The sequence below is a fragment of the Rhizobium sp. BR 315 genome (genome assembly GCF_050577975.1).
GTDB lineage: Bacteria > Pseudomonadota > Alphaproteobacteria > Rhizobiales > Rhizobiaceae > Rhizobium > Rhizobium miluonense.
The window spans coordinates 14,717-33,284 of record NZ_JARWKZ010000041.1; the positions used below are offsets into that span (position 1 = coordinate 14,717).

General features: G+C 54.6%; 11 protein-coding genes, 2 pseudogenes and 1 other annotated feature. Of the genes and pseudogenes, 4 read left to right on the forward strand and 9 right to left on the reverse strand.

Translation table 11 applies throughout. The features are described 5' to 3' along the window. Positions 1 to 523 precede the first annotated feature (523 nt). Positions 524 to 1,147: a helix-turn-helix domain-containing protein gene (locus QD409_RS27045; protein WP_430764127.1), complete on the forward strand. Its 624-nt coding sequence runs from the start codon at positions 524 to 526 to the stop codon at positions 1,145 to 1,147. A gap of 175 nt (positions 1,148 to 1,322) precedes the next feature. Here QD409_RS27045 and QD409_RS27050 read toward each other — a convergent pair whose 3' ends face one another. The 3 genes and pseudogenes from QD409_RS27050 to QD409_RS27060 all read right to left on the reverse strand — a co-directional run bounded on the left by QD409_RS27050 (position 1,323) and on the right by QD409_RS27060 (position 5,350). After that, the gene (locus QD409_RS27050) at positions 1,323 to 2,792 is read right to left on the reverse strand and encodes a purine-cytosine permease family protein (RefSeq protein WP_430764128.1); all 1,470 of its coding nucleotides are present in this window, start codon (positions 2,790 to 2,792) and stop codon (positions 1,323 to 1,325) included. A 311-nt stretch (positions 2,793 to 3,103) separates the two neighbouring features. Beyond that, a pseudogene (locus QD409_RS27055) lies at positions 3,104 to 4,045 on the reverse strand (transposase); the annotation flags it as partial. A gap of 273 nt (positions 4,046 to 4,318) precedes the next feature. Continuing rightward, positions 4,319 to 5,350, reverse strand: a complete 1,032-nt coding sequence (locus tag QD409_RS27060; protein WP_430764129.1) for an IS110 family transposase — start codon at positions 5,348 to 5,350, stop codon at positions 4,319 to 4,321. A 142-nt stretch (positions 5,351 to 5,492) separates the two neighbouring features. Here QD409_RS27060 and QD409_RS27065 point away from each other — a divergent pair, with 142 nt between their 5' ends. Continuing rightward, positions 5,493 to 7,046: an ISL3 family transposase gene (locus QD409_RS27065; RefSeq protein WP_430764130.1), complete on the forward strand. Its 1,554-nt coding sequence runs from the start codon at positions 5,493 to 5,495 to the stop codon at positions 7,044 to 7,046. Positions 7,047 to 7,321: 275 nt separating this feature from the next. Here the strand turns inward: QD409_RS27065 and QD409_RS27070 are convergent, their stop codons facing one another. Both QD409_RS27070 and QD409_RS27075 read right to left on the reverse strand, forming a co-directional pair. Further along, positions 7,322 to 9,532, reverse strand: coding sequence for a methyl-accepting chemotaxis protein (locus tag QD409_RS27070; RefSeq protein WP_427142550.1), 2,211 nt, complete (start codon positions 9,530 to 9,532; stop codon positions 7,322 to 7,324). 894 nt (positions 9,533 to 10,426) lie between these two features. Then, positions 10,427 to 11,461 carry an extracellular solute-binding protein gene (locus QD409_RS27075; RefSeq protein ID WP_024899825.1) on the reverse strand — a complete coding sequence of 345 codons (1,035 nt, stop codon included), beginning with the start codon at positions 11,459 to 11,461 and terminating at the stop codon, positions 10,427 to 10,429. A gap of 523 nt (positions 11,462 to 11,984) precedes the next feature. Between QD409_RS27075 and QD409_RS27080 the strand changes: the two are divergent. Next, positions 11,985 to 13,183: pseudogene (locus tag QD409_RS27080) on the forward strand (IS3 family transposase). Then, positions 12,269 to 12,371, forward strand: a sequence feature (AL1L pseudoknot). Its footprint overlaps the pseudogene before it by 103 nt. Positions 13,184 to 13,475: 292 nt before the next feature. After that, positions 13,476 to 14,552, forward strand: coding sequence for an IS630 family transposase (locus QD409_RS27085; RefSeq protein ID WP_430764131.1), 1,077 nt, complete (start codon positions 13,476 to 13,478; stop codon positions 14,550 to 14,552). 393 nt (positions 14,553 to 14,945) lie between these two features. On the opposite strand, the gene QD409_RS27090 is transcribed toward QD409_RS27085, so the two are convergent. From QD409_RS27090 to QD409_RS27105, 4 genes are all read right to left on the reverse strand, one after another. After that, a complete protein-coding gene (locus tag QD409_RS27090) occupies positions 14,946 to 15,641 on the reverse strand; it encodes a TetR/AcrR family transcriptional regulator (protein ID WP_245337525.1) in 696 nt (231 codons plus the stop codon). A gap of 160 nt (positions 15,642 to 15,801) precedes the next feature. Then, a complete protein-coding gene (locus tag QD409_RS27095) occupies positions 15,802 to 16,836 on the reverse strand; it encodes an extracellular solute-binding protein (protein ID WP_430764132.1) in 1,035 nt (344 codons plus the stop codon). A 31-nt stretch (positions 16,837 to 16,867) separates the two neighbouring features. Further along, positions 16,868 to 17,668, reverse strand: a complete 801-nt coding sequence (locus QD409_RS27100) for an ABC transporter permease (protein ID WP_024899989.1) — start codon at positions 17,666 to 17,668, stop codon at positions 16,868 to 16,870. After that, the gene (locus tag QD409_RS27105) at positions 17,661 to 18,566 is read right to left on the reverse strand and encodes an ABC transporter permease (protein WP_024899990.1); all 906 of its coding nucleotides are present in this window, start codon (positions 18,564 to 18,566) and stop codon (positions 17,661 to 17,663) included. The genes QD409_RS27100 and QD409_RS27105 overlap by 8 nt, the downstream gene beginning before the upstream one ends. Positions 18,567 to 18,568 lie beyond the last annotated feature (2 nt).

Genomic DNA, 18,568 nt, shown 5'->3' on the forward strand with positions numbered 1-18,568 from the left:
CGAACCCTAATGTAGGGACGGCCGCGGCGATTGTTGCCGCCGCAATCAGCTTCAGGAATTGGCTTCTCGTCATTCTCATCAGGACGGCTCCTTCCAGGAACTTGGTGAAACGACCTAACTCACCTCCTAAAGGTAGAGAAACTGCAGGTTGAGAGTACGCTATCGGATCGCAGGAGCGCTCAGAACGGCGCTGGTTTGCTGATCGCTGCACGGTGGTAAACGTCCAAAACGACTGCCGATCCACCAGAAAGCCGTCCCTGATTGAGAGGGTTCACATGGAGTTCCTATTTTATGACTTGATACGAATGCGTAGTTGAATTTTTTTGCACAAGCAATATGATTTTTTTAACACCTCAACATTTTTCACACCGACCTCGGGAGGCTGATGGAGCCACTGATGTTCGCAAACGGCAAGTTGAGCCGACTGAGCATCTCGTCACGCGTTTAATTTTTTGAACGCTCAACTTTCAATGTTTGGCATCACCTTATATAGATGCCATGACATGATGTGATGGAGATAGTTGTGAGATTAAAAGAAGCTTCGGGCCCGGACGAGGAGGAGTCCATCGTCGGAAAACAACGACCGAAAAATGACGCAGCGGAGCTTGCTGTGGGGGCACGCCTTAAGGCCATTCGTGAAGAGGCCGGCCTTTCTCAGCGGGAACTGGCGAAGCGTGCGGGTGTGACTAATTCCACGGTGTCGCTGATCGAAGCTGACTCTCACGCCCCTTCGCTGGCTTCCCTGCACCGAATATTGAACGCGATTCCGATATCGATGGCGGACTTCTTTGCGCTCCCAATCTCAAAACAGAATGTATTGGTTTACGATGCGCAGGACCTTGCGGTGGTATCGCGAGGTAAGGTCGATATGCGGGTGCTGGGAGGCGAACGGCGTGACAAGAAGCTGCAAATGTTCGTCGAACATTACTCGCCGGGTACGGACACGGGAAAAGTAGCAATCAAACACGACGGTGAGACCGCGGCCTGCATCTTGAAGGGAACGGTCGAGCTGGAGACCGAGGTAGGCACTCGACGCATTGAAGCTGGCGGCGGCTTTCATATTTTTGGGGCCCAACCGTACAGACTAAAGAACGTAGGCAAGACTGTCGCCGTCGTCGCATGCGCTGTCACCCCACCAATGATCTAACAAACCCGCTTTGAACCATCAAATGCGTGTGGCATAAATGATTGTTGAAACTAGCAAGCCGAGAAAGTAGCAGTAACCGTATGCGTATTTTTACGCGCCGGGCTAAAGATTGAACCGCGAGAACAGGCCCCGCCTGCCATCCTCGCGGTTCTTTTCGGTAGTCAAGGGGTTGCCATCAAACTATCGGTTTCGCATAGGCATCGAGATGCTTGTCGGCAACTGCAACAGTAGCAAGTTCCTGCTTCAAGTCGAGATTCAAGCAGAAGAGCCAGTAAAGCACCCCACCCACCGGGATACCGACGAAGAAGGCGAAATCGACGCCACCGAGATATGTCGCGACTGGTCCCTGGTAGAACGACAGGTACATGAACGGAATCATTGAGATAAACGCAAGCGTATACGCAGCAATTCCACGCCAGTTCCAGTTGCCGTAAATTCCGTTCGGATTGAAGATTTCAGTGATCGAGTAGCGTCCCTTCCGCACGATAAAATAGTCGACAAGATTTACTGCGGTCCATGGTGCCATCAGGTATGCCAACACCGCAAGAATTGTATAGAAGGTCGTATTGATGAAATCCGTCGGGAGCAGAACGCCGACGATGGTTGCCGTCACGCCGATCACGGCAATGGTTTTAATTCGCAGGCTACGCGTCGGTGATGTCTCAACGACGCTGTCCATCGCGGTGATTAAGGTGAGCGCCCCGCCGTAGACGCACATTCCGTTAAATATCAAAAGAGCTGTTCCACCCACGACGAGAAGCACTGCGCCAAAACCAGGCATGATCTGGTTGCCGGATTCCTGAAGGGCAAGAGTTAAGCTGTCATTCGGGTAGAGAGCCGCCCCAACGGCCCCAACCGCCTCCATTGCGAAGACACCAGCACCCGCACCGAACGCTGTGTAGAATATGATGGACCGATGGCTTGTGGTGGGCGGCATGTACCGAGAGTAGTCGGAGACGAAGAAGGCCCATGAAAGCTGGTATGCGAGCGATGCCGAAACCACCATCAAGAATGGCGTGAACTGGAACGTACCGGAAAGTCTCGTTTGCTCTGGGGGGAAACCGACTCCAAACACGATGCCGAATGTGAAGGTCGCCAGAGCAACCAAGAGCACGACTGTCGTGTAGCGCTGACCGACATGAAGCCAATGGTAACCGAATATAGCGAAGACGACAGATATAATCCCAAGCAAGATTCCCGAAGTGCTCGCGGAACCGAGACCGAGTTGTTCCGATGTAGCCCCCATGAGATTAACGTTTAGCACAACGTAGCCCCAGTAGACCATGACGGCTACCAGCCAGATGAAGATGGCTCCGTAACGGCCAAACTGGGGACGCGTCTGCACCATTTGCGGGAGCCCGAGATGTGGGCCTTGGCTTGCATGTGCTGCAACCGGGATCGTCCCAAGGATGGTGCCAAGGARTAAGCCGATCAACGTCCAGGTAAGATTGAGGCCCAAAGTGATGCCGATCGCACCTGTCGCGAGGCTCAAAAGTTGTGCACTCCCGGCAAACCAAATCGTTGCTTGGTCCGAAAGCCGCCCATGTCTTTCCGACAGGGGAACATAGTCGATTGACCTATGCTCGATCGCGAGCGCATTTCGCGCGATCGCCGGCCCCGAAGCGATTCCTGCTTGTGTTTCCAATTGAGTTGCTCCCATTTCCCGCGCTAAGCAGCGCACAACTCCGCGTTGGGAAAAGCCACGGCTTTTCCGTCGACAGACGTTCCTGACGATTAGACACTAGGCTGCCCTGTACCCTCTATTGAATCTTGCTCAAAGGGCAATGGACGCAATCTATGTCCAATTTTTTAAACATTCAATGCGTTTTTTTTTACACTGCTGGAGTACGCCTCGTCTCCCCGGATAGTCAGCTGCCCTGATAACTGCCGAGGGATGATATTTTGAGCGCGGAATGAGGATGGATTTCGTTGGCATCGGGTTCACAGCTTGAGCAGTAAGCTTGTCTCCTTTGCAGTGTACGCTCTGTCGTTGTCGGGCAGATGTCCGATGGCTTGTGGTGTCGCGTTGCGCCGAAGCGCTTCTCGACGGTCTCCAGCATCATGTCCCGCGCATCGGAGACGGATATCCGGGCATTGACGACAGTCGTCCAGGCTATGATCTCGCGGCCGAGGGCGTCGATAATGAACGCCAAGCTGATGACGTCGCCGTTCCAGCAGGTGAGCTTAGCGAGTCCGAGCACCAGCGAAAGTTCGAGCGTATCACCATGGCAAAGCCATCGTGGACGCGGCCATTGCGAACGGTGGTGTGCTTCTCCAGCAGCATGGCGTTATTGCTCCTGATCCGGTGGACTCGCTTGGGGTTGACGACCGGCTGATCGGCGACTCGCCTTTCGCGATTGAGCAGCGCGGCTCTCCGCCGTTAGCGATAGGTGGGCCTGGCGTCGACGAGCCTGCGGAGGGCTGACAGAAGCTCGACATCCTCAGCCTTATACGGCCGGCGCGGCTTTGATCTGCCTTCAGAAGCTCAGTAACATTGGAGCGGGATACCTTGAGAACGTCCGCGACGGTCTTCATCGGCACCATGCTTCGGCAACGAGAGCTGCCGCTATTTTTTGAACCTGTGAAAAAGCGTCGCGGAGAACCTCGACCTCCATCCTTGCGGCCCAGCATGTGCTCCAACTCGGGAACGCGCTCCTCGAACTTCCTGACCGCAGAATTGCCGACGACCGGCTCATCGTAATCTAAGACAGCCGTTCCTCACTCACTGAGAAGTCTGCCCCATCGATACAGAAGGCGTGGCGCAACTCCATGACGCCGGGCGGCCGACGAAACCGTATCGCTCAACTCCAAACTCCCCATGATAATCTGCAGCTTCTGCTCGGTTGTCCACCCCCGTACCAGGACGTCGCCAGTGATCACTGTGTTTCGGCGTGGAATATTGGCTCTGACTCATATGTGGAACGGCCCGGTTAGCAAGGCTCTTAGCGTAAATCGCCGTCGGACGGTGCAGTCATATGTCCGGCCTATCAGCGCGGTCTTCGACCGCTGGCCACGATGAGATCCGCAATGCCGATCGCCTAATCAATTTTGCGCGCTCAAAGGCGCACTGAGTCAGACGGTCTGATCGGCATCGAGGTGTTGCCCCTCGGGTTCATCACGCTTTCGTACCTTGCCGCGTTATCCCGACGCGGAAGCGGCGGGAGTTGTGTTCTACGCCTTAGCCATGTTCGCCGGCGCTTGGTATGTGCCACCCTTGACGAGAAGGGCCCATATGGTCCGCGCTATCTTGTTGGCCAGCGCGACGGCGGCGACCTTGTAGGGACGACGCGCGATCAGGCATTCGATCCAGGCGGGTAGCTTCACGCCTCTGCTGGCTTGTTTTATTACAGACGTCGCACCGACAATTAGCAGAGTTCGAAGCTGTTTGTTGCCCCGCTTCGAGATTCTTCCAAGCCGCTCCTTTCCTCCGCTGGAATTCGCACTTGGCGTAATGCCGATCCAAGCGGCCAAGTCCCGCCCCGTTCGGAAGGCCGCAGGATCCTGGACGGCGGCGCGGACCGTGGCAGCGATGATTGGGCCTACGCCGGGAATGGTCGTCAAGCGACGGGCCGCCTCATCGGCTTTTACCGCCGCGACGATCTGAGTGTCGAGCATCTTGACCTTTTCCGTAAGTCTTTCGATCTGCTCGGCCATCTCCAGAAGTGCTGCGCGAGCTGAGTTCGGTAGACGGCCATCTTCGTGGTCGCGCACGACAGCAACAAGCTTGGCTATGCTGGTCATGCCTGTCGCTGCGATGATGCCGAACTCAGCCATGTGGGCGCGCATGGCGTTTGCGGTCTGGCTTCGTTGACGCACGAACAACTCCCGGGTCTTCAAGACCATTCCAGCAGCTTGCTCTTCAGGTGATTTGACCGGCACGAAGCGCATCGTTGGACGCATTACGGCTTCGCAGATCGCCTCAGCATCGGCTGCATCGGTCTTGTTGCGTTTGACGTAGGGCTTCACATACGCGGGCGGCATTAGCCGAACGGTATGGCCGAATTTACTGATCGCATTGGCCCAGTAGTGGGCGCTCCCGCAAGCTTCGAGGCMGACGAGGCACGGCTCAATCCGACGAAAGAATTCCAACACCTGCGACCGCCGCAAGGCACGTCGGAGAGCGACATGTCCGTCTTCAGTGATAGCATGTACTTGAAAGACCGACTTGGCCAAATCCAGTCCGATTGTGGTAATCTTCTCCATGGAACGGTTCCTTCTTGTCTTGTGGCGATTGGCGTCACCACAGTAGGCATCCTCGATGCCGGTGCGAAGGGCCGTTCCACACCATCAATCTCGATGATGTTTAGGCTTCAATTGGCGTGGTTTTCTCTGGAGAATCACCGCCATGCGGACCCGATTTCGACTTTCCGATCTGATCCCGGCCGAATTCAACGTTGAAGCAGTGCACGATGCGGCCGGCGCGATTGTTGTCGTAGCATCTGGCCGGTCAGAACAATGTAGATGCCCCCACTGTGGAACCGTCTCCCGGCGCATTCATAGTCGCTATCCTCGGAGGCTTGTCGACCTGCCGTGTGCGGGTCGGCGGATCGAGCTGCACCTGACTGTCAGACGCTTCGTCTGTAGTGCCGGCAATTGCCGCCGAAAGATTTTCGCCGAGCGCTTTGGTGACGACGTAATTCGCCCCATGGCTCGCCGTACAGCACGCCTGGACTGTCTGGTTCGCCATCTTGCTCTCGGATTGGGTGGTCGCCCGGCGGCCCGATTTGCAGATCGTCTCGGATTCCCGGTGAGCAATGACACGCTGCTGCGAACCGTTCGCCGATACGACCGTCCTGCGCCGATACCACCGAGCGTCATCGGCATTGATGACTGGGCCTGGCGACGCAATCATCGATACGGCACCATCATTTGCGATCTTGAACGCCGAAGGGCAATCGCATTGTTGCCCGACAGGGAACAGGCGACCGCCGAGGCCTGGCTGATCCAGCAGCCCCAGATCGAGATCGTCGCAAGAGACCGTGGCGGTGGATATGCGAAGGCCGTCGCACGAGCTCTCCCACACGCAGATCAGGTCGCCGACCGTTGGCATCTGATGGAAAACGCCAGCCACGCTTTTCTCGACGCTGTTCGTAAATCGATGCGGCAGGTCCGGATGGCGATCGGCACTGCAACCGTAAATCCGAAACTGCTGACTGCCGCTGAGCGGCTGCAATACGAGGGATATCTGCGGCGTGAAGAGGCAAATGCCGTAATCCGCGGGTTCGTCGCCGATGGTGTCTCCATCAAGGAAATCGTGCGCCGAACTGGGCATAGCCGAAAGCTGGTCCGCAGTGTCGTTCGTGGTCGGCGGACCGACATCTTCCGGGTCCGGCAAACCTCTCTCGAACCGCACCTGCCTTGGCTTGAAGCGCAATGGGATGCTGGATTGCGTAATGGCGCCGAACTGTGGCGGCAGCTTCGACTGGCCGGTTTTGGCGGAGGCCTGCGTGTTGTCACCGAATGGGCAGCGAGACGAAGGCGAGCAGAAAAGGCTGAAAGCGGACTCGGCTATGCTCCCGCCGCGCGCACCGTCGTTCGCCTGATGACCATCGACCGCAACAACCTGACCAAGGCTCAAACGATGACGGTTGCCGCCATCGAAGAGAGGCTGCCAGACCTTGTAGAGGCCAGGGACGTCGTCGAGAGCTTCCACGGCATGTTGCGCCGCAAGTCCTCCGGTGATCTGGAGGCCTGGATCGAACGCGCGGCGAAAAGCCTGGTCGCATCATTCGCGAATGGCGTTATCCGAGACCGAGCGGCAATCCAGAATGCCATAACCTCCCAGTGGTCGAACGGTCAGACAGAAGGCCAGATCACAAAGCTCAAGCTCATCAAACGGCAAATGTACGGGCGCGGGAAACTCGATCTGCTTGAGGCACGGATCGTCGGAGCGCCCTGATGTCATCGAGATTGCGTCAGACCCAAGATTGGACGCCGATAAGGGGTCAACATTCCGCGCCGATTGACAGTGATCACTCCATGCGTCGACAGTCGGTAGACATAAGCTTGTCCTCAAGCCTGTGCTTACTGCTTATGCCGACTGTCCGGTCTAATTGAGGCACTTCAGTTTCAAGGGGCAATTCCAGATGTCAAGCTGGTGACCCTCGCCCCGTGAAAAACTTGCACCGGAGCGCGACCGGACTTGTATCTGAAACCATGCGAACCGGCGAGAACTCAAGCCACACGACGCTGCGGGATTTGTTCTTCCTTGCCGCGATTTTCAGAGAAATTGAAACGATTTACCGCTTCACTCAAGAGGCGCGCTTCATCTCGAAGCGATACACTTGCCGCAGTCGTTTCCTCAACCATGGCTGCATTTTGCTGTGTAACCTGATCCATCTGGTTTATCGAGCTACTGATACTTTTCAGGCCAACGGATTGCTCGTCCGCTACCACAGAGATTTGCCTTACATTCTCATTTATTGCTGTGATCTGCGCTGTGATCCTGCTCAAAGCGCGGCCGGCTTCTCCGACAAGTCCGACCCCCTCTTGTACCTGCATCGCAGACGAATTAATCAGCACTTTGATGTCCTTCGCTGCTGCAGCTGACCGTTGGGCTAGTTCACGTACTTCCTGAGCGACGACGGCAAAGCCTTTCCCAGCCTCACCCGCACGTGCCGCCTCTACGCCAGCATTCAGGGCAAGGAGATTTGTTTGGAATGCGATCTCATCAATGACGCCTGTGATACGGGTAATCTCCAGCGACGATTGGCTAATGCTCTCCATCGACTGGACCGCGCACTCGACAATATCGCCAGTCGTAACTGCATCCTTGGTGGCAGCGCTGACGCTTGACGCAGCAGCGGAAGCTCTCGTCGCGCTTGCTTGGACCTGTTCCGTAAGTTCTGCCATCGCGGCGGCGGATTCTTCTAAGCCTGCCGCTTGCATTTCAGTCCGTCGCGCCAAGTCGGTCGCACTTGAGCTAATCTCCTCTATCCCTGCGTTGATATGACTTACGCCCCTGCCAACCACGCGGATTGTCTCTTCTAAGCTGGACAAAGCCGAGTTGAAGTTGACCCTGAGCTCGGCATATTCACCTCGGAACTCTTCCCGAATTCGGCAGGTAAGGTTACCCTGCGCAAGGTCCTTCAACGCTTCCCCGACCACACGCACTACGAGGCGCTGTTCTTCAAGCGCGTCCGCGCGAGCGGCCTCGGCGGTAGCGCGCTCACGCGCGTTTGCCTCTCTCACATTAGTCGCCTCTGTTTCCGCACGCTCTCCTTGGATGAGGGCATGGCGTAGCTTTTCCAACGCGGTTGCGACCGCTCCCATCTCATCCGATCGACGTGTATCTTTGGTTGATTCACTATAGTTCCCAACGGCCAACGCTTCCACAACTTTGACCAAACGCCCAATTGGACGGGCAAGCATTATTCTTGTCGTAACAAATAAGACGAGCGCTATTATAAATACTACAAAAAAGCCTGCCGAGACCATTAAGGTAATTTGTTCGTTCACCGCAGAGGCAATTACCGAAGTCGGAACGTCGACGCAGACAACCCACCGGACATTCAAATGCGGCACTTCGAAAGGAAGTAGGACGCGGGTGTAATTGACCCCATCGACCTCAACGTCTTCTACAATTCCAGTTTTCTGCTCGGTGATCGCCTCGGACAGTTCCTTTTGGCCTAGTCCATCATAATTCTTTGTTGTTTGGTCCGCACTGGGCGCTACGATCCACCGTTTTGCCTGGGAAATAACATATACTCGCCCTGACCCGAATGGCCTTTGTGCGCCAAGCTTGGCGGATAGCGCCGTTAGGTCTACGTCCATACCAGTCACACCAATAAGGCGATCTGCACTGACGACTGGATACGAGATCGTGGATAAGAGGAAAGATCCTTGCGCGTCGACCCAAACGTAGGGCTCCGTTAGGTGGCCCTGCCGGGACTTGGAAGCTACGTGGTAGTATTCAGCGCTATAATCGAGGGCGACTGGTGCCATCGATAGAGTCCCGCCGGGCTTTGTCCACGTAGGCGAAAACGCGCCATTACTTGCTGATCCAAGCGTCGTGTTTCCCTTGAACTCTGCCGCCTTTCCGTCAAAAGCGTTGGGCTCTTCCATGAACCAGCTGCTGAAAACGATAGTGGCTTGCGCTGTAGCACGTAGCATGTCGATCACCGCAGCACGATCAAGATAGTCTTTTTCTCTGCCTTGGCCGATCAAAGCTGCCATCGTGGATGTCGGAGCCGATAACGCTGTCATTTCCGCTGAAATGTCATTTGCCAATTTTGCAGCTTCGAGTTTAGCCTGCTGGACGGTCAGATGCTCTATCCGGCTCTTCGTAACCAAAACAAGGATAGCATTTGATAATACTAAGACTAGGGCTATCGCGGCAGCAGTAACAGCGATTAGCTTCAAAGCAAGAGACCGTTTCGTGCGCATTTTTGTAACCACCCCAATCTAATGAGCGAGAGTTTCAGTCAAACCAAGTCTAGCATTCTCCGCACACCGGTCGACCAGCACGTCTTGTTTGCCAATCGTGCGGAGGACAGCCGTTGCGTGCACCGAAGGAATAAAATTGCGCATCTACTTGTGACATCGATAGTCACGGATCAATACAAGGCCGTTGCATGGAACAAGGCGCGTCCGTTTCCAGGTGCACGACCTGTCGTATTCGCTTCCGGCGTCCACGCTCTTTTTATAACATGGAATAATTATCGTCGAGTTAAGACGAGACTCATTAGTTCGCTCAATCCTGGCAAAAGCCGCAGCGCCCCGACGTATTTATGAAGGTACCGGGTGAACCTGTTCCGAGATTAACAGACGCAAAACCGGTCCGACGCTGTGGATAGCGACTGATGGCCGTCCGCCGGTCTTCGAAGGACGATTAATGCGCGTGGCGTTATTGCGCACAGGCTTTTGACGACCGCGTTTCAAATCATGCGCAACGAGCGCCTAGCGCCCAGCGGGGCGGCTGCTAATGGCAGGAAACCGCATCGTTGATGACATCCCTACTTCCAGATGATGTATTGGCGAACAACGCAGGACTTGTCCGCTCCGCTTCGGAAGAAATGAAGATTACGAGCCGAAATACGCTCTCTGACAAAGACAAACCCCAGCGAATGACTCCGGGATAAAGTTCAGTTAAGATTCATTGAGCAGTGACGGCCACCCTAAGGTCTAAGAGACCTAATCAATTAGCCAAGCGATACATTGAAATATAGTCGAACCCGCAGGAAGAGAGGAAGAGAGAAACCGGGCGCTGTTGATTGTATGCATTTGGCGAGCAAATTGCACGCCGGGTTGCTGTACCGGCGTGCTGCGAAGACTCGATGTCTACATTCTAACCTCTGACCAAATCGCGCCATACAGCTTTTGGATCGCGGGTGGGCAGGTCGTAGCCCAGTATCCCGCGCCTTTCAAATTGTCCGGAATTAGAAACTCCGGCGCTGAAGCAATTCCGCTCTTCATGAATTGATCCGAGCCGTCAATTCCATTTGCAAAGTTGGTGAAATCCGACTCAAGAGCGATGTTCTGCGGATCCATAATGAAATTGATGAAAAGCTTCGCGTTTTCCAAGTTTGGGGCGCCGGCTACAACGCCAATGTTATCCATCCAATACGGGAAGCCTGTTTGCGGGTAACCAAACGCGATATCTTTGTTCTGCAAGCGCTCCTGTAGAGCAACTCCATTCCAATCAGCCGATGCAGCGTAATCGCCTTTGATCATGGGTTCACGTGTCATATAGTCCATAGAGATCCAATGCTTCTTCGCCTCGAGAAGCTTATCCCTCACCTTCATCAGAAGGACTTTGTCATCGGTGCAAAGCTCTTTCCCGCCCAGATAATGGATCGCGAGCCCCATTATATCCAGCATTTCGGGCTGTACGTTGATTTTCCCCTTAAGTTCGTTTGGCGGATCAAATATAATCGCCGCTGTATTTATATCGCCTTGATATACTGACGTGTTCACACTGACTCCGACGACATTTATGAGCCATGGTGCTGTATATGCCCGACCCGGATCAAAAGGCACATCCACCCATTGCTTATTCACGTTTCGAAAGTTTGCCATTTCATTTGGATTTGACCTAAAAAGTAACCCCTCCCTAATGAAAATCGGGGTGTATGTAGATGCTCCAACAAAAAGATCGAACCCATGTCCACCAGCCTTTAATTTTGCCAAGGCGGTATCGTTTGTATCGTACTCCGAGATTGTAACCTTTACGTTGTATTCACTCTCGAATTTTTTGATCATTTCTGCGCTTGTGTAGCCACCATACGTATAAATGTTGAGTTCTCCATCCGCGTAGGCAACTTCACTTGCGAGGACTGTCGTCAAGGCAGCGATCAAGGCGGTTTTGGTTATCATGATATTTCCTCCCTATTGGCGGATGTCACCTTACACCGATCACAGGGCTAAGAAAAATTAATTAATCCAAATAGGAATTTTTTGGTCGGCCCGGGTCTCGCATTGGACGCGTCTGCCGAAAGTCTGATGCCAGCCGGCGCGGCATCTTAATCTGAAGATCAAGCAGTTTGAACTCGCGTCGGAGGATAACGAGCCTCTTGCGCGGAAGCCGATGCCTGCTACCCGCAGTGGGATGACGCACTTGGTAGACCGAAGCGCAGACCTCGGCCGGATGGCCCGCAACCAGAGCCGTGTTTGCGCCGAACCTCAGTTTAACGATCTACTGCCACGTCATTCCTCAAGGTGGATGATAAGGTGGGTGCTTCGTCTTGCAAAAGAGCCTTTCGACTGTGTTGCACTGCCACATCGCGGCTTTAGAGAGGCCGTTGGTGGAAGTGCTTTCCGACCGGATGAAGACGCCGCTATCGGCGAAGTGAAGCGCCCCGGCTTTGCTGGAGACCCCAACTCGTGAGAAGTAGGGTCTATGACAAGCAAGACGACGAACAAATTTTCTCCTGAAGTCCGCGCCCGCGCTGTTCGAATGGTGGTCGAGCATGAAGCGGAGCATCCTTCGCGATGGGCGACTGTGTCTTCCATTGCCGCCAAGATCGGCTGCTCGGCACATACGCTCAATGAATGGGTGAAGAAGGCCGAGGTAGACAGCGGCAAGCGTGCAGGTTTGCCGAGTGACGTTGCCGAGAAGATGAAGGCTCTGGAGCGGGAGAACCGCGAGCTTCGTCAGGCGAATGAGATTTTACGCAAAGCCTCGGCGTATTTTGCCCAGGCGGAGCTCGACCGCCCACTGAAGCGATGATTTCCTTCATCGACGAACACCGTGTCGATACCGGATCAATACTCCCCAGAAGTGCCGTTTGAATCTTCCCCAGTTTAGCGTTGCCGCCGGTCTTCCGGGGCGCCCGGAGCGACATGGCCATGAAGATCGAGATACGCCGGGTGTTCAACGAGGTCTTCCAGGTCTATGGCGTGCGGAAAGTCTGGCGACAGTTGCAGCGAGAAGGCTTCGATGTCGCTCGCTGCACCGTCGCACGGCTCATGWGAATGATGGGACTTCAAGGCATCATTCGCGGCAAGCCAGTCAAAACCACCGTGTCGGACAAGTCCGCTCCATGCCCACTCGACCGGGTGAACCGACAGTTCTTCGCTCCAGCGCCGAACATGCTGTGGTTATCCGATTTCACTTATGTCGCGACCTGGCAGGGCTTCGTTTACGTGGCCTTCGTCATTGATGCCTTCGCCCGCCGCATCGTCGGGTGGCGGGCAAGCCGAACGGTCCATGCGGCCTTTGTCCTCGATGCCCTCGACCAGGCACTTCATGATCGGCGGCCCGTCCATCGCGGCGGACTGGTTCACCATTCCGATCGCGGCTCGCAATACGTGTCCATTCGCTATTCCGAGCGGTTAGCGGGCATCGAGCCTTCCGTCGGAAGTGTTGGCGACAGTTATGACAACGCTCTCGCCGAAACGATCAACGGCCTTTACAAGGCCGAGGTCATCCATTGACGGGGACCGTGGCGCAACTTCGAAGCCGTGGAGTTCGCCACGCTCGAATGGGTCGATTGATTCAATAACCGCCGCCTTCTCGAGCCAATCGGAAACATTCCGCCGGCCGAGGCGGAAGAACGATACTATGCCATGCTGGACGCACCGGCTATGGCCGCATAACTTAAACCAAACGGTCTCCGGCAAAGCCGGCGCGGTTCAAAGGCCAGAGAGAAGGCATCGTCTACAATCGCACTCTCATCGAACTGCCCGCCCCTAGGTGTCCACCCGCTTTGCGTCTCCCTGTCTCTTAATCCCTCTCAATCGAGTGGTACCACCGCTGGAGTTTTAACGCGGGGTCAGGCTAGGTCATGCAGCGAATTCTGGGTCCGAGCGAAACATCCTAGTGGATTGATCGCGACAAAAGAGTCCGATTTTGGATTCCCATCGGTTGTCGAATGTGCGACGGTCCAGCATGCGCTCCGGTATTGCATTTGACGTCACCGCCGCCGACAGGGCCCGGCTCGAAGCCATCGTTGCCAACCGCGGTTCGCCGCAGAAGCATGCGTGGCGAGCGAAGATCATCCTGACGAGCGACGACGGCTTGGGAACGGTGGCCATTATGGCGGCGACCGGCAAATCGAAGACCTGCGTCTGGCGATGGCAGGAGCGGTTCATGGCCGACGGTGTGGATGGCCTTTTGCGCGACAAGAGCCGCCCGCCCGGCATCGCTCCACTCGATCCGGCACTGGTCGAGCAGGTGGTCGCGCTGACGTTGGAACCGCCCAGGCAGGAGGCCACGCACTGGAATCGCGCGATGGCAAAGGCCGTTGGGATCGCGGCCTCTTCCGTCGTCAAGATCTGGCACGAGCATGGTCTTGCGCCGCACCGCTGGCGCCGCTTCAAACTGTCAAATGACAAGGCTTTTGCCGAGAAACTGCACGATGTCGTCGGGCTCTACGTCTCGCCGCCGGCCCATGCCATTGTCCTTTCCGTTGATGAAAAAAGTCAGATCCAGGCGCTCGACCGGACGCAGCCGGGCCTTCCATTGAAGAAGGGTCGGGGCGGCACGATGACCCATGATTACAAGCGCCATGGCACCACCACCTTGTTTGCTGCCCTCAATGTTCTCGACGGCTCGGTGATCGGCCGCAACATGCAGCGTCACCGGCATCAGGAGTTCATCCGTTTCCTCAACGCGATTGAGGCGGAACTGCCGAAGGATAAGGCCGTCCACGTCATTCTCGACAACTACGCGACCCACAAACAGCCGAAGGTCCGCGCCTGGCTGGCAAGGCATCCGCGATGGACCTTCCACTTCGTTCCAACATCATGTTCATGGCTGAACGCCGTCGAGGGCTTCTTCGCAAAACTGACACGCCGACGGTTGACGCACGGCGTCTTCCACTCCGTCGTCGACCTGCAGGCGGCCATCAACCGGTTCATCAAAGAGCACAACCAAGAACCGCGCCCTTTCGAATGGAAGGCAGATCCCGAGGAAATCATTGCCGCCGTCAAACGGGGGCACCAAGTGTTGGAATCAATCCACTAGCGTCCGGAATAGTCACGGCGACGACCGAAGATGTGATTGGGCCGACACCTGGAACCTAGAACAGCCGACTTGGGACCGGAGCTGAACGACCAACCTTCGCCAGCTTCGTCTAATTTTTATCTATCTGCTTGATCAGGTTACCCATTGACTGATCAAGCTGTTCAAAGCATAGCGAGTATGTTCCGGCACCGATGATCGGCATTAAGCTTTCGAGGTGATCTCGGCCTTGCCCGGAGATAATAAGAATTCTGCAAGATGGTATCCCTCCGGCGTGAACCGCCTTGCGAGGTTCCGCGTCTCCCGTGAGTCTGCGCTCTTAAGAGTGGACTTAGGAGCGCATTGAGAACCCAAAACTGGACAAAGCTTGGGGCCAAGATCACTTCCAACGCCAGTTTAATCCGGCACAGGCGCTCTGAGGCCGGCGGTCAAGAACGCCGTTAGGTGCTTAAGCATCTCGTCTTTGCCGACTACACCTAGTTGACCGTCAGTTAGATCGTTCAACCGACCAAGATCATTCAACATGAACAGATAAGTGCCAACCAAGAACGCCATGCGTAGGCTGATAATGTCCTTCGGTATATCAGGGGTGAGGAGAGCTATCTCGTTGACAAATCGCTTAACGGATGAGTCGTAGACTTCGCGGCGGAGGCGAAAGGAATGCTCAGCCGGTTCAGCGTGAAGACGCGCCTGCAATCTGACGAACGCGGCACCCGCAGGGCCGCTGTGTTTCATCTCCCATTGAGGAGCGAGATAAGCGAGCACGATGTCCTCGACGCGCAAGCTCGTCGGACGGGCGAGCACCTCGTCAAGCAGTACATGGCGCCTCCCCGATAGCAATGCCCCGCGCCGACGATAAACCTCGTCGAACAGGTCCTCTTTGCTGCCAAAGTAGTACCGGATAAGAGCTTGGTTGACACCAGCTCTGTTGGCAATATCGCGCATTTTCGAGCCAGCGAACCCTTCGTCTGCGAAGATCAGTTCGGCAGCATCTAAAATTAGATCTCTATAATCAATCCCAGGCTTCGGCCGCCCAGGTTTGCGCCTTCCCTTGGAGGCTTTCGCTTGTTGTAGCATCACTTCTCCGCCCATTCGATGCACCAAAATATTAGTGAATTAAGGATGCGGATAATTAATTAACGGGGGAACGCGCCTAAGACAATGGGTAGTTGGCAGATCAGCTGTTACCCAACGAGCAACTGATTTATCGGCAGACCGCACGAAGCGGCCTGCCGACTCAAGTTTCCGCGGGCTACATTTTCAACTCTGTCCAAATCCTGCCATAGATTTGTTGAATTTCGGGAGAACAGGTCTCATTCCAGTATGAAAGACCAGCCAAATTATCCGGCACCACGAATTCAGGTGACGTGGTCATTTCCTTATCCATGTACTGCTCTGAGCCGTCGATGCCATTGGGGTACTTGATATAGTTTGACAACATCGCCGCGTTTTGGGGATCCATCATGAAATTCATAAATAGCTTGGCGTTGTCGATATTTTTCGCATCAGCGAGAATAGCAAGGTTATCCATGGCCAATCCATAGCCGGTTTGGGGATAGCCATATGCAATGTCGGGATTGCGCTGCCTTTTGATAAAGGCCGGCCCACCCCAGTCACTCGTCACCGCAAAGTCACCCTTTACCATCGGATCGATAGTATTGTAATCCATGGAAATCCAATGCTTTTTTGCTTCCAGCAGTTTATCACGGACCTTTTGCAGAAGGGCTTTGTCGTCGGTGCAAATCTTGTCGCCTCCAAGGTAGTGGATCGCCAGGCCCATAACGTCCATCATCTCGGGAATAATGTTGATCTTGCCCTGTAGTTCGGCGGGAGGATCAAATAGCAGCGCCGCCGTGTTGATGTCGCCCTTATAAATTGAGGTATTTACGCTAAGGCCGACCGTTGCCCACTCCCAAGGGATACTATACTCGCGGCCGCGATCGAAACTGACATCAATCCAGCGCTTATTAACGTTCTTGAAATTCTCGAGCTTGTTAGGTTCGGACTTCAACAACAAGCCCTCTTGGATGAAGATTGGGATATATGTGGATGCTGCGACGATCATGTCGAAGTCGTTTCCACCGGCCTTCAGCTTTGCCAGCGCCGTATCGCTACTATCGTACTCCGAAAATGTCACCTTGACGTCGTATTGTTCCTCGAATTTCTTGATCATCTCAGGGCTCCAAAGATCTCCCCAGCTGTAGATGTTCAAGATACCTTCTGCGGAAGCCGGAATTGATGTGAGTAGCACCACACCTGCGGCGATTGAGACTGCCATTCTATTCATGTCTGTTCCCTTTCTGTTTATGTTCATTTTATTACTTGCGCTGTCGCCCAAGTAAATAAGTCGCCACGACGAATAATATAGATACAAGTATTAGCGCCGTGGAGATTGCGTTGATTTCAGGTGTTACTCTTCGCCGGAGCTGGCCGAGCATATATGTGGGTAGAGTTTCTTGCCCGGCGGATTTCACGAACTCTGTAATGACTACGTTGTCGAGCGAAATGACGAAGGCGAGCATCCAGCCAGAAAGGAGGCCCGGCCAAAGCTGTGGCAGTGTGATGTGTCGAAAGACTTCCACTGGCCGGGCGTAGAGATCTGCACCGGCCTGCTCCAAACTCAAGTCCATCCCCTTAAGCCGCGCTCTAACCGGCATGTAGGCGAACGGAATGCAGAATGCTGAATGTGCGACGACAAGATAGAGCATGCCCGTGTAACCAGTGGTCACTTTTAGCACCGAAAAGAAGCTCAGCAGCCCGACCGCGGTCACTATTTCCGGGACCATTAGCGGCTGATTGACCACAGCAAGTGCCAATCCTTGTCCTTTCCACGGACGCGTTCGGGTAGTCGCTAGGGCGAAAAGAACCCCACTTGCCGTAGCGACGGTTGCGGCGACAGCTGCGAGTGTCAGAGAACGAGCAGCCGCCTCCTTTACTGCCGCGTTCTGCCATGCCGATGCGTACCAGCGGAACGAGAATCCCTCCCAGATGGAAAGAGCCTCGCCCGCATTAAAAGAGTACATGATCAATAGCACGATGGGCATATATAGTATCAGGAAGCATAGCATCGCTACTAGGTTAATGCCCGGCATATGACGAACGTTGAACGTTTTAGCCATTGACGCCCTCCTCCTTTTCCGTGGCACGCACGAAGACGATCATCGCAATTCCGACGATTATTAAGAGGGTCAGCGAAAGTGCCGAGCCGAGCGGCCAGTTGCGGAGTGCACTGAACTGCATCCCAATGAGGTTGCCCAACAACAGTTGTTTTCCTCCGCCAAGAACTGTCGTTATGACATAGTCGCCGAGACAAGGGATGAGAACCAGAACCACGCCGGCGACGACACCAGGCTTAACAACAGGCAAGATTATTTCGCGCATAATCTGAAATGGCCGGGCATACAAATCGTATCCTGCCTCCACTAAACGAAAGTCGAATCGCTCCATTGATGAGTAGATAGGAAGCACCATAAGCGGCAGGTAAACATATGTCATACCGAGCATGATCGCGGTCTCGGTATAGAGTATTTGGACTGGCGAACTGATTATTCCCAAGCCGACGAGCACGTTATTGAATACGCCCTCGTTCCGGATCAGTTGCATCATTGCGAAGGTCCGAATGAGCATGTTTGTCCAGAACGGCAACATTATCAACGTCAACCAGAAATCGCGGCGATGCGGTGGGCGAGTCGCGATGAAGTAGGCGGCAGGAAAACCAAACAGAAAAGTTAGGAGCGCAGTCATAATCGAAAGTTTTATTGACCGCCAAAATACCACCAGGTGTTCCGTCGCCCAATTGACTTCGTTAGTGAAGAAATCTCGCTTTAGGACGACATTCACCCAGCTCTCGGTTGAGAACGTCCAGTCGATCCCTCCGTATTCCCCGGGAGTGAGGAAGGAATAGATAGTTATCAATACGACGGGGATGATTGCGGCTAGGAGAAGAATCAACAATGCAGGTGTAATCAGAAGCGCTTGCGCCTTTGATATGGTCGGTCGTTTCACGGAGGGATGCATGG

What these genes read in the sequence shown, in the direction of transcription:
- QD409_RS27100 (WP_024899989.1), bottom strand. Translation starts at nt 17,668, where the DNA reads ATGGCTAAAACGTTCAACGTTCGTCATATGCCGGGCATTAACCTAGTA.
- QD409_RS27075 (WP_024899825.1), bottom strand. Translation starts at nt 11,461, where the DNA reads ATGATAACCAAAACCGCCTTGATCGCTGCCTTGACGACAGTCCTCGCA.
- QD409_RS27095 (WP_430764132.1), bottom strand. Translation starts at nt 16,836, where the DNA reads ATGAATAGAATGGCAGTCTCAATCGCCGCAGGTGTGGTGCTACTCACA.
- QD409_RS27065 (WP_430764130.1), top strand. Translation starts at nt 5,493, where the DNA reads ATGCGGACCCGATTTCGACTTTCCGATCTGATCCCGGCCGAATTCAAC.
- QD409_RS27070 (WP_427142550.1), bottom strand. Translation starts at nt 9,532, where the DNA reads ATGCGCACGAAACGGTCTCTTGCTTTGAAGCTAATCGCTGTTACTGCT.
- QD409_RS27090 (WP_245337525.1), bottom strand. Translation starts at nt 15,641, where the DNA reads ATGGGCGGAGAAGTGATGCTACAACAAGCGAAAGCCTCCAAGGGAAGG.
- QD409_RS27105 (WP_024899990.1), bottom strand. Translation starts at nt 18,566, where the DNA reads ATGCATCCCTCCGTGAAACGACCGACCATATCAAAGGCGCAAGCGCTT.
- QD409_RS27085 (WP_430764131.1), top strand. Translation starts at nt 13,476, where the DNA reads ATGCGCTCCGGTATTGCATTTGACGTCACCGCCGCCGACAGGGCCCGG.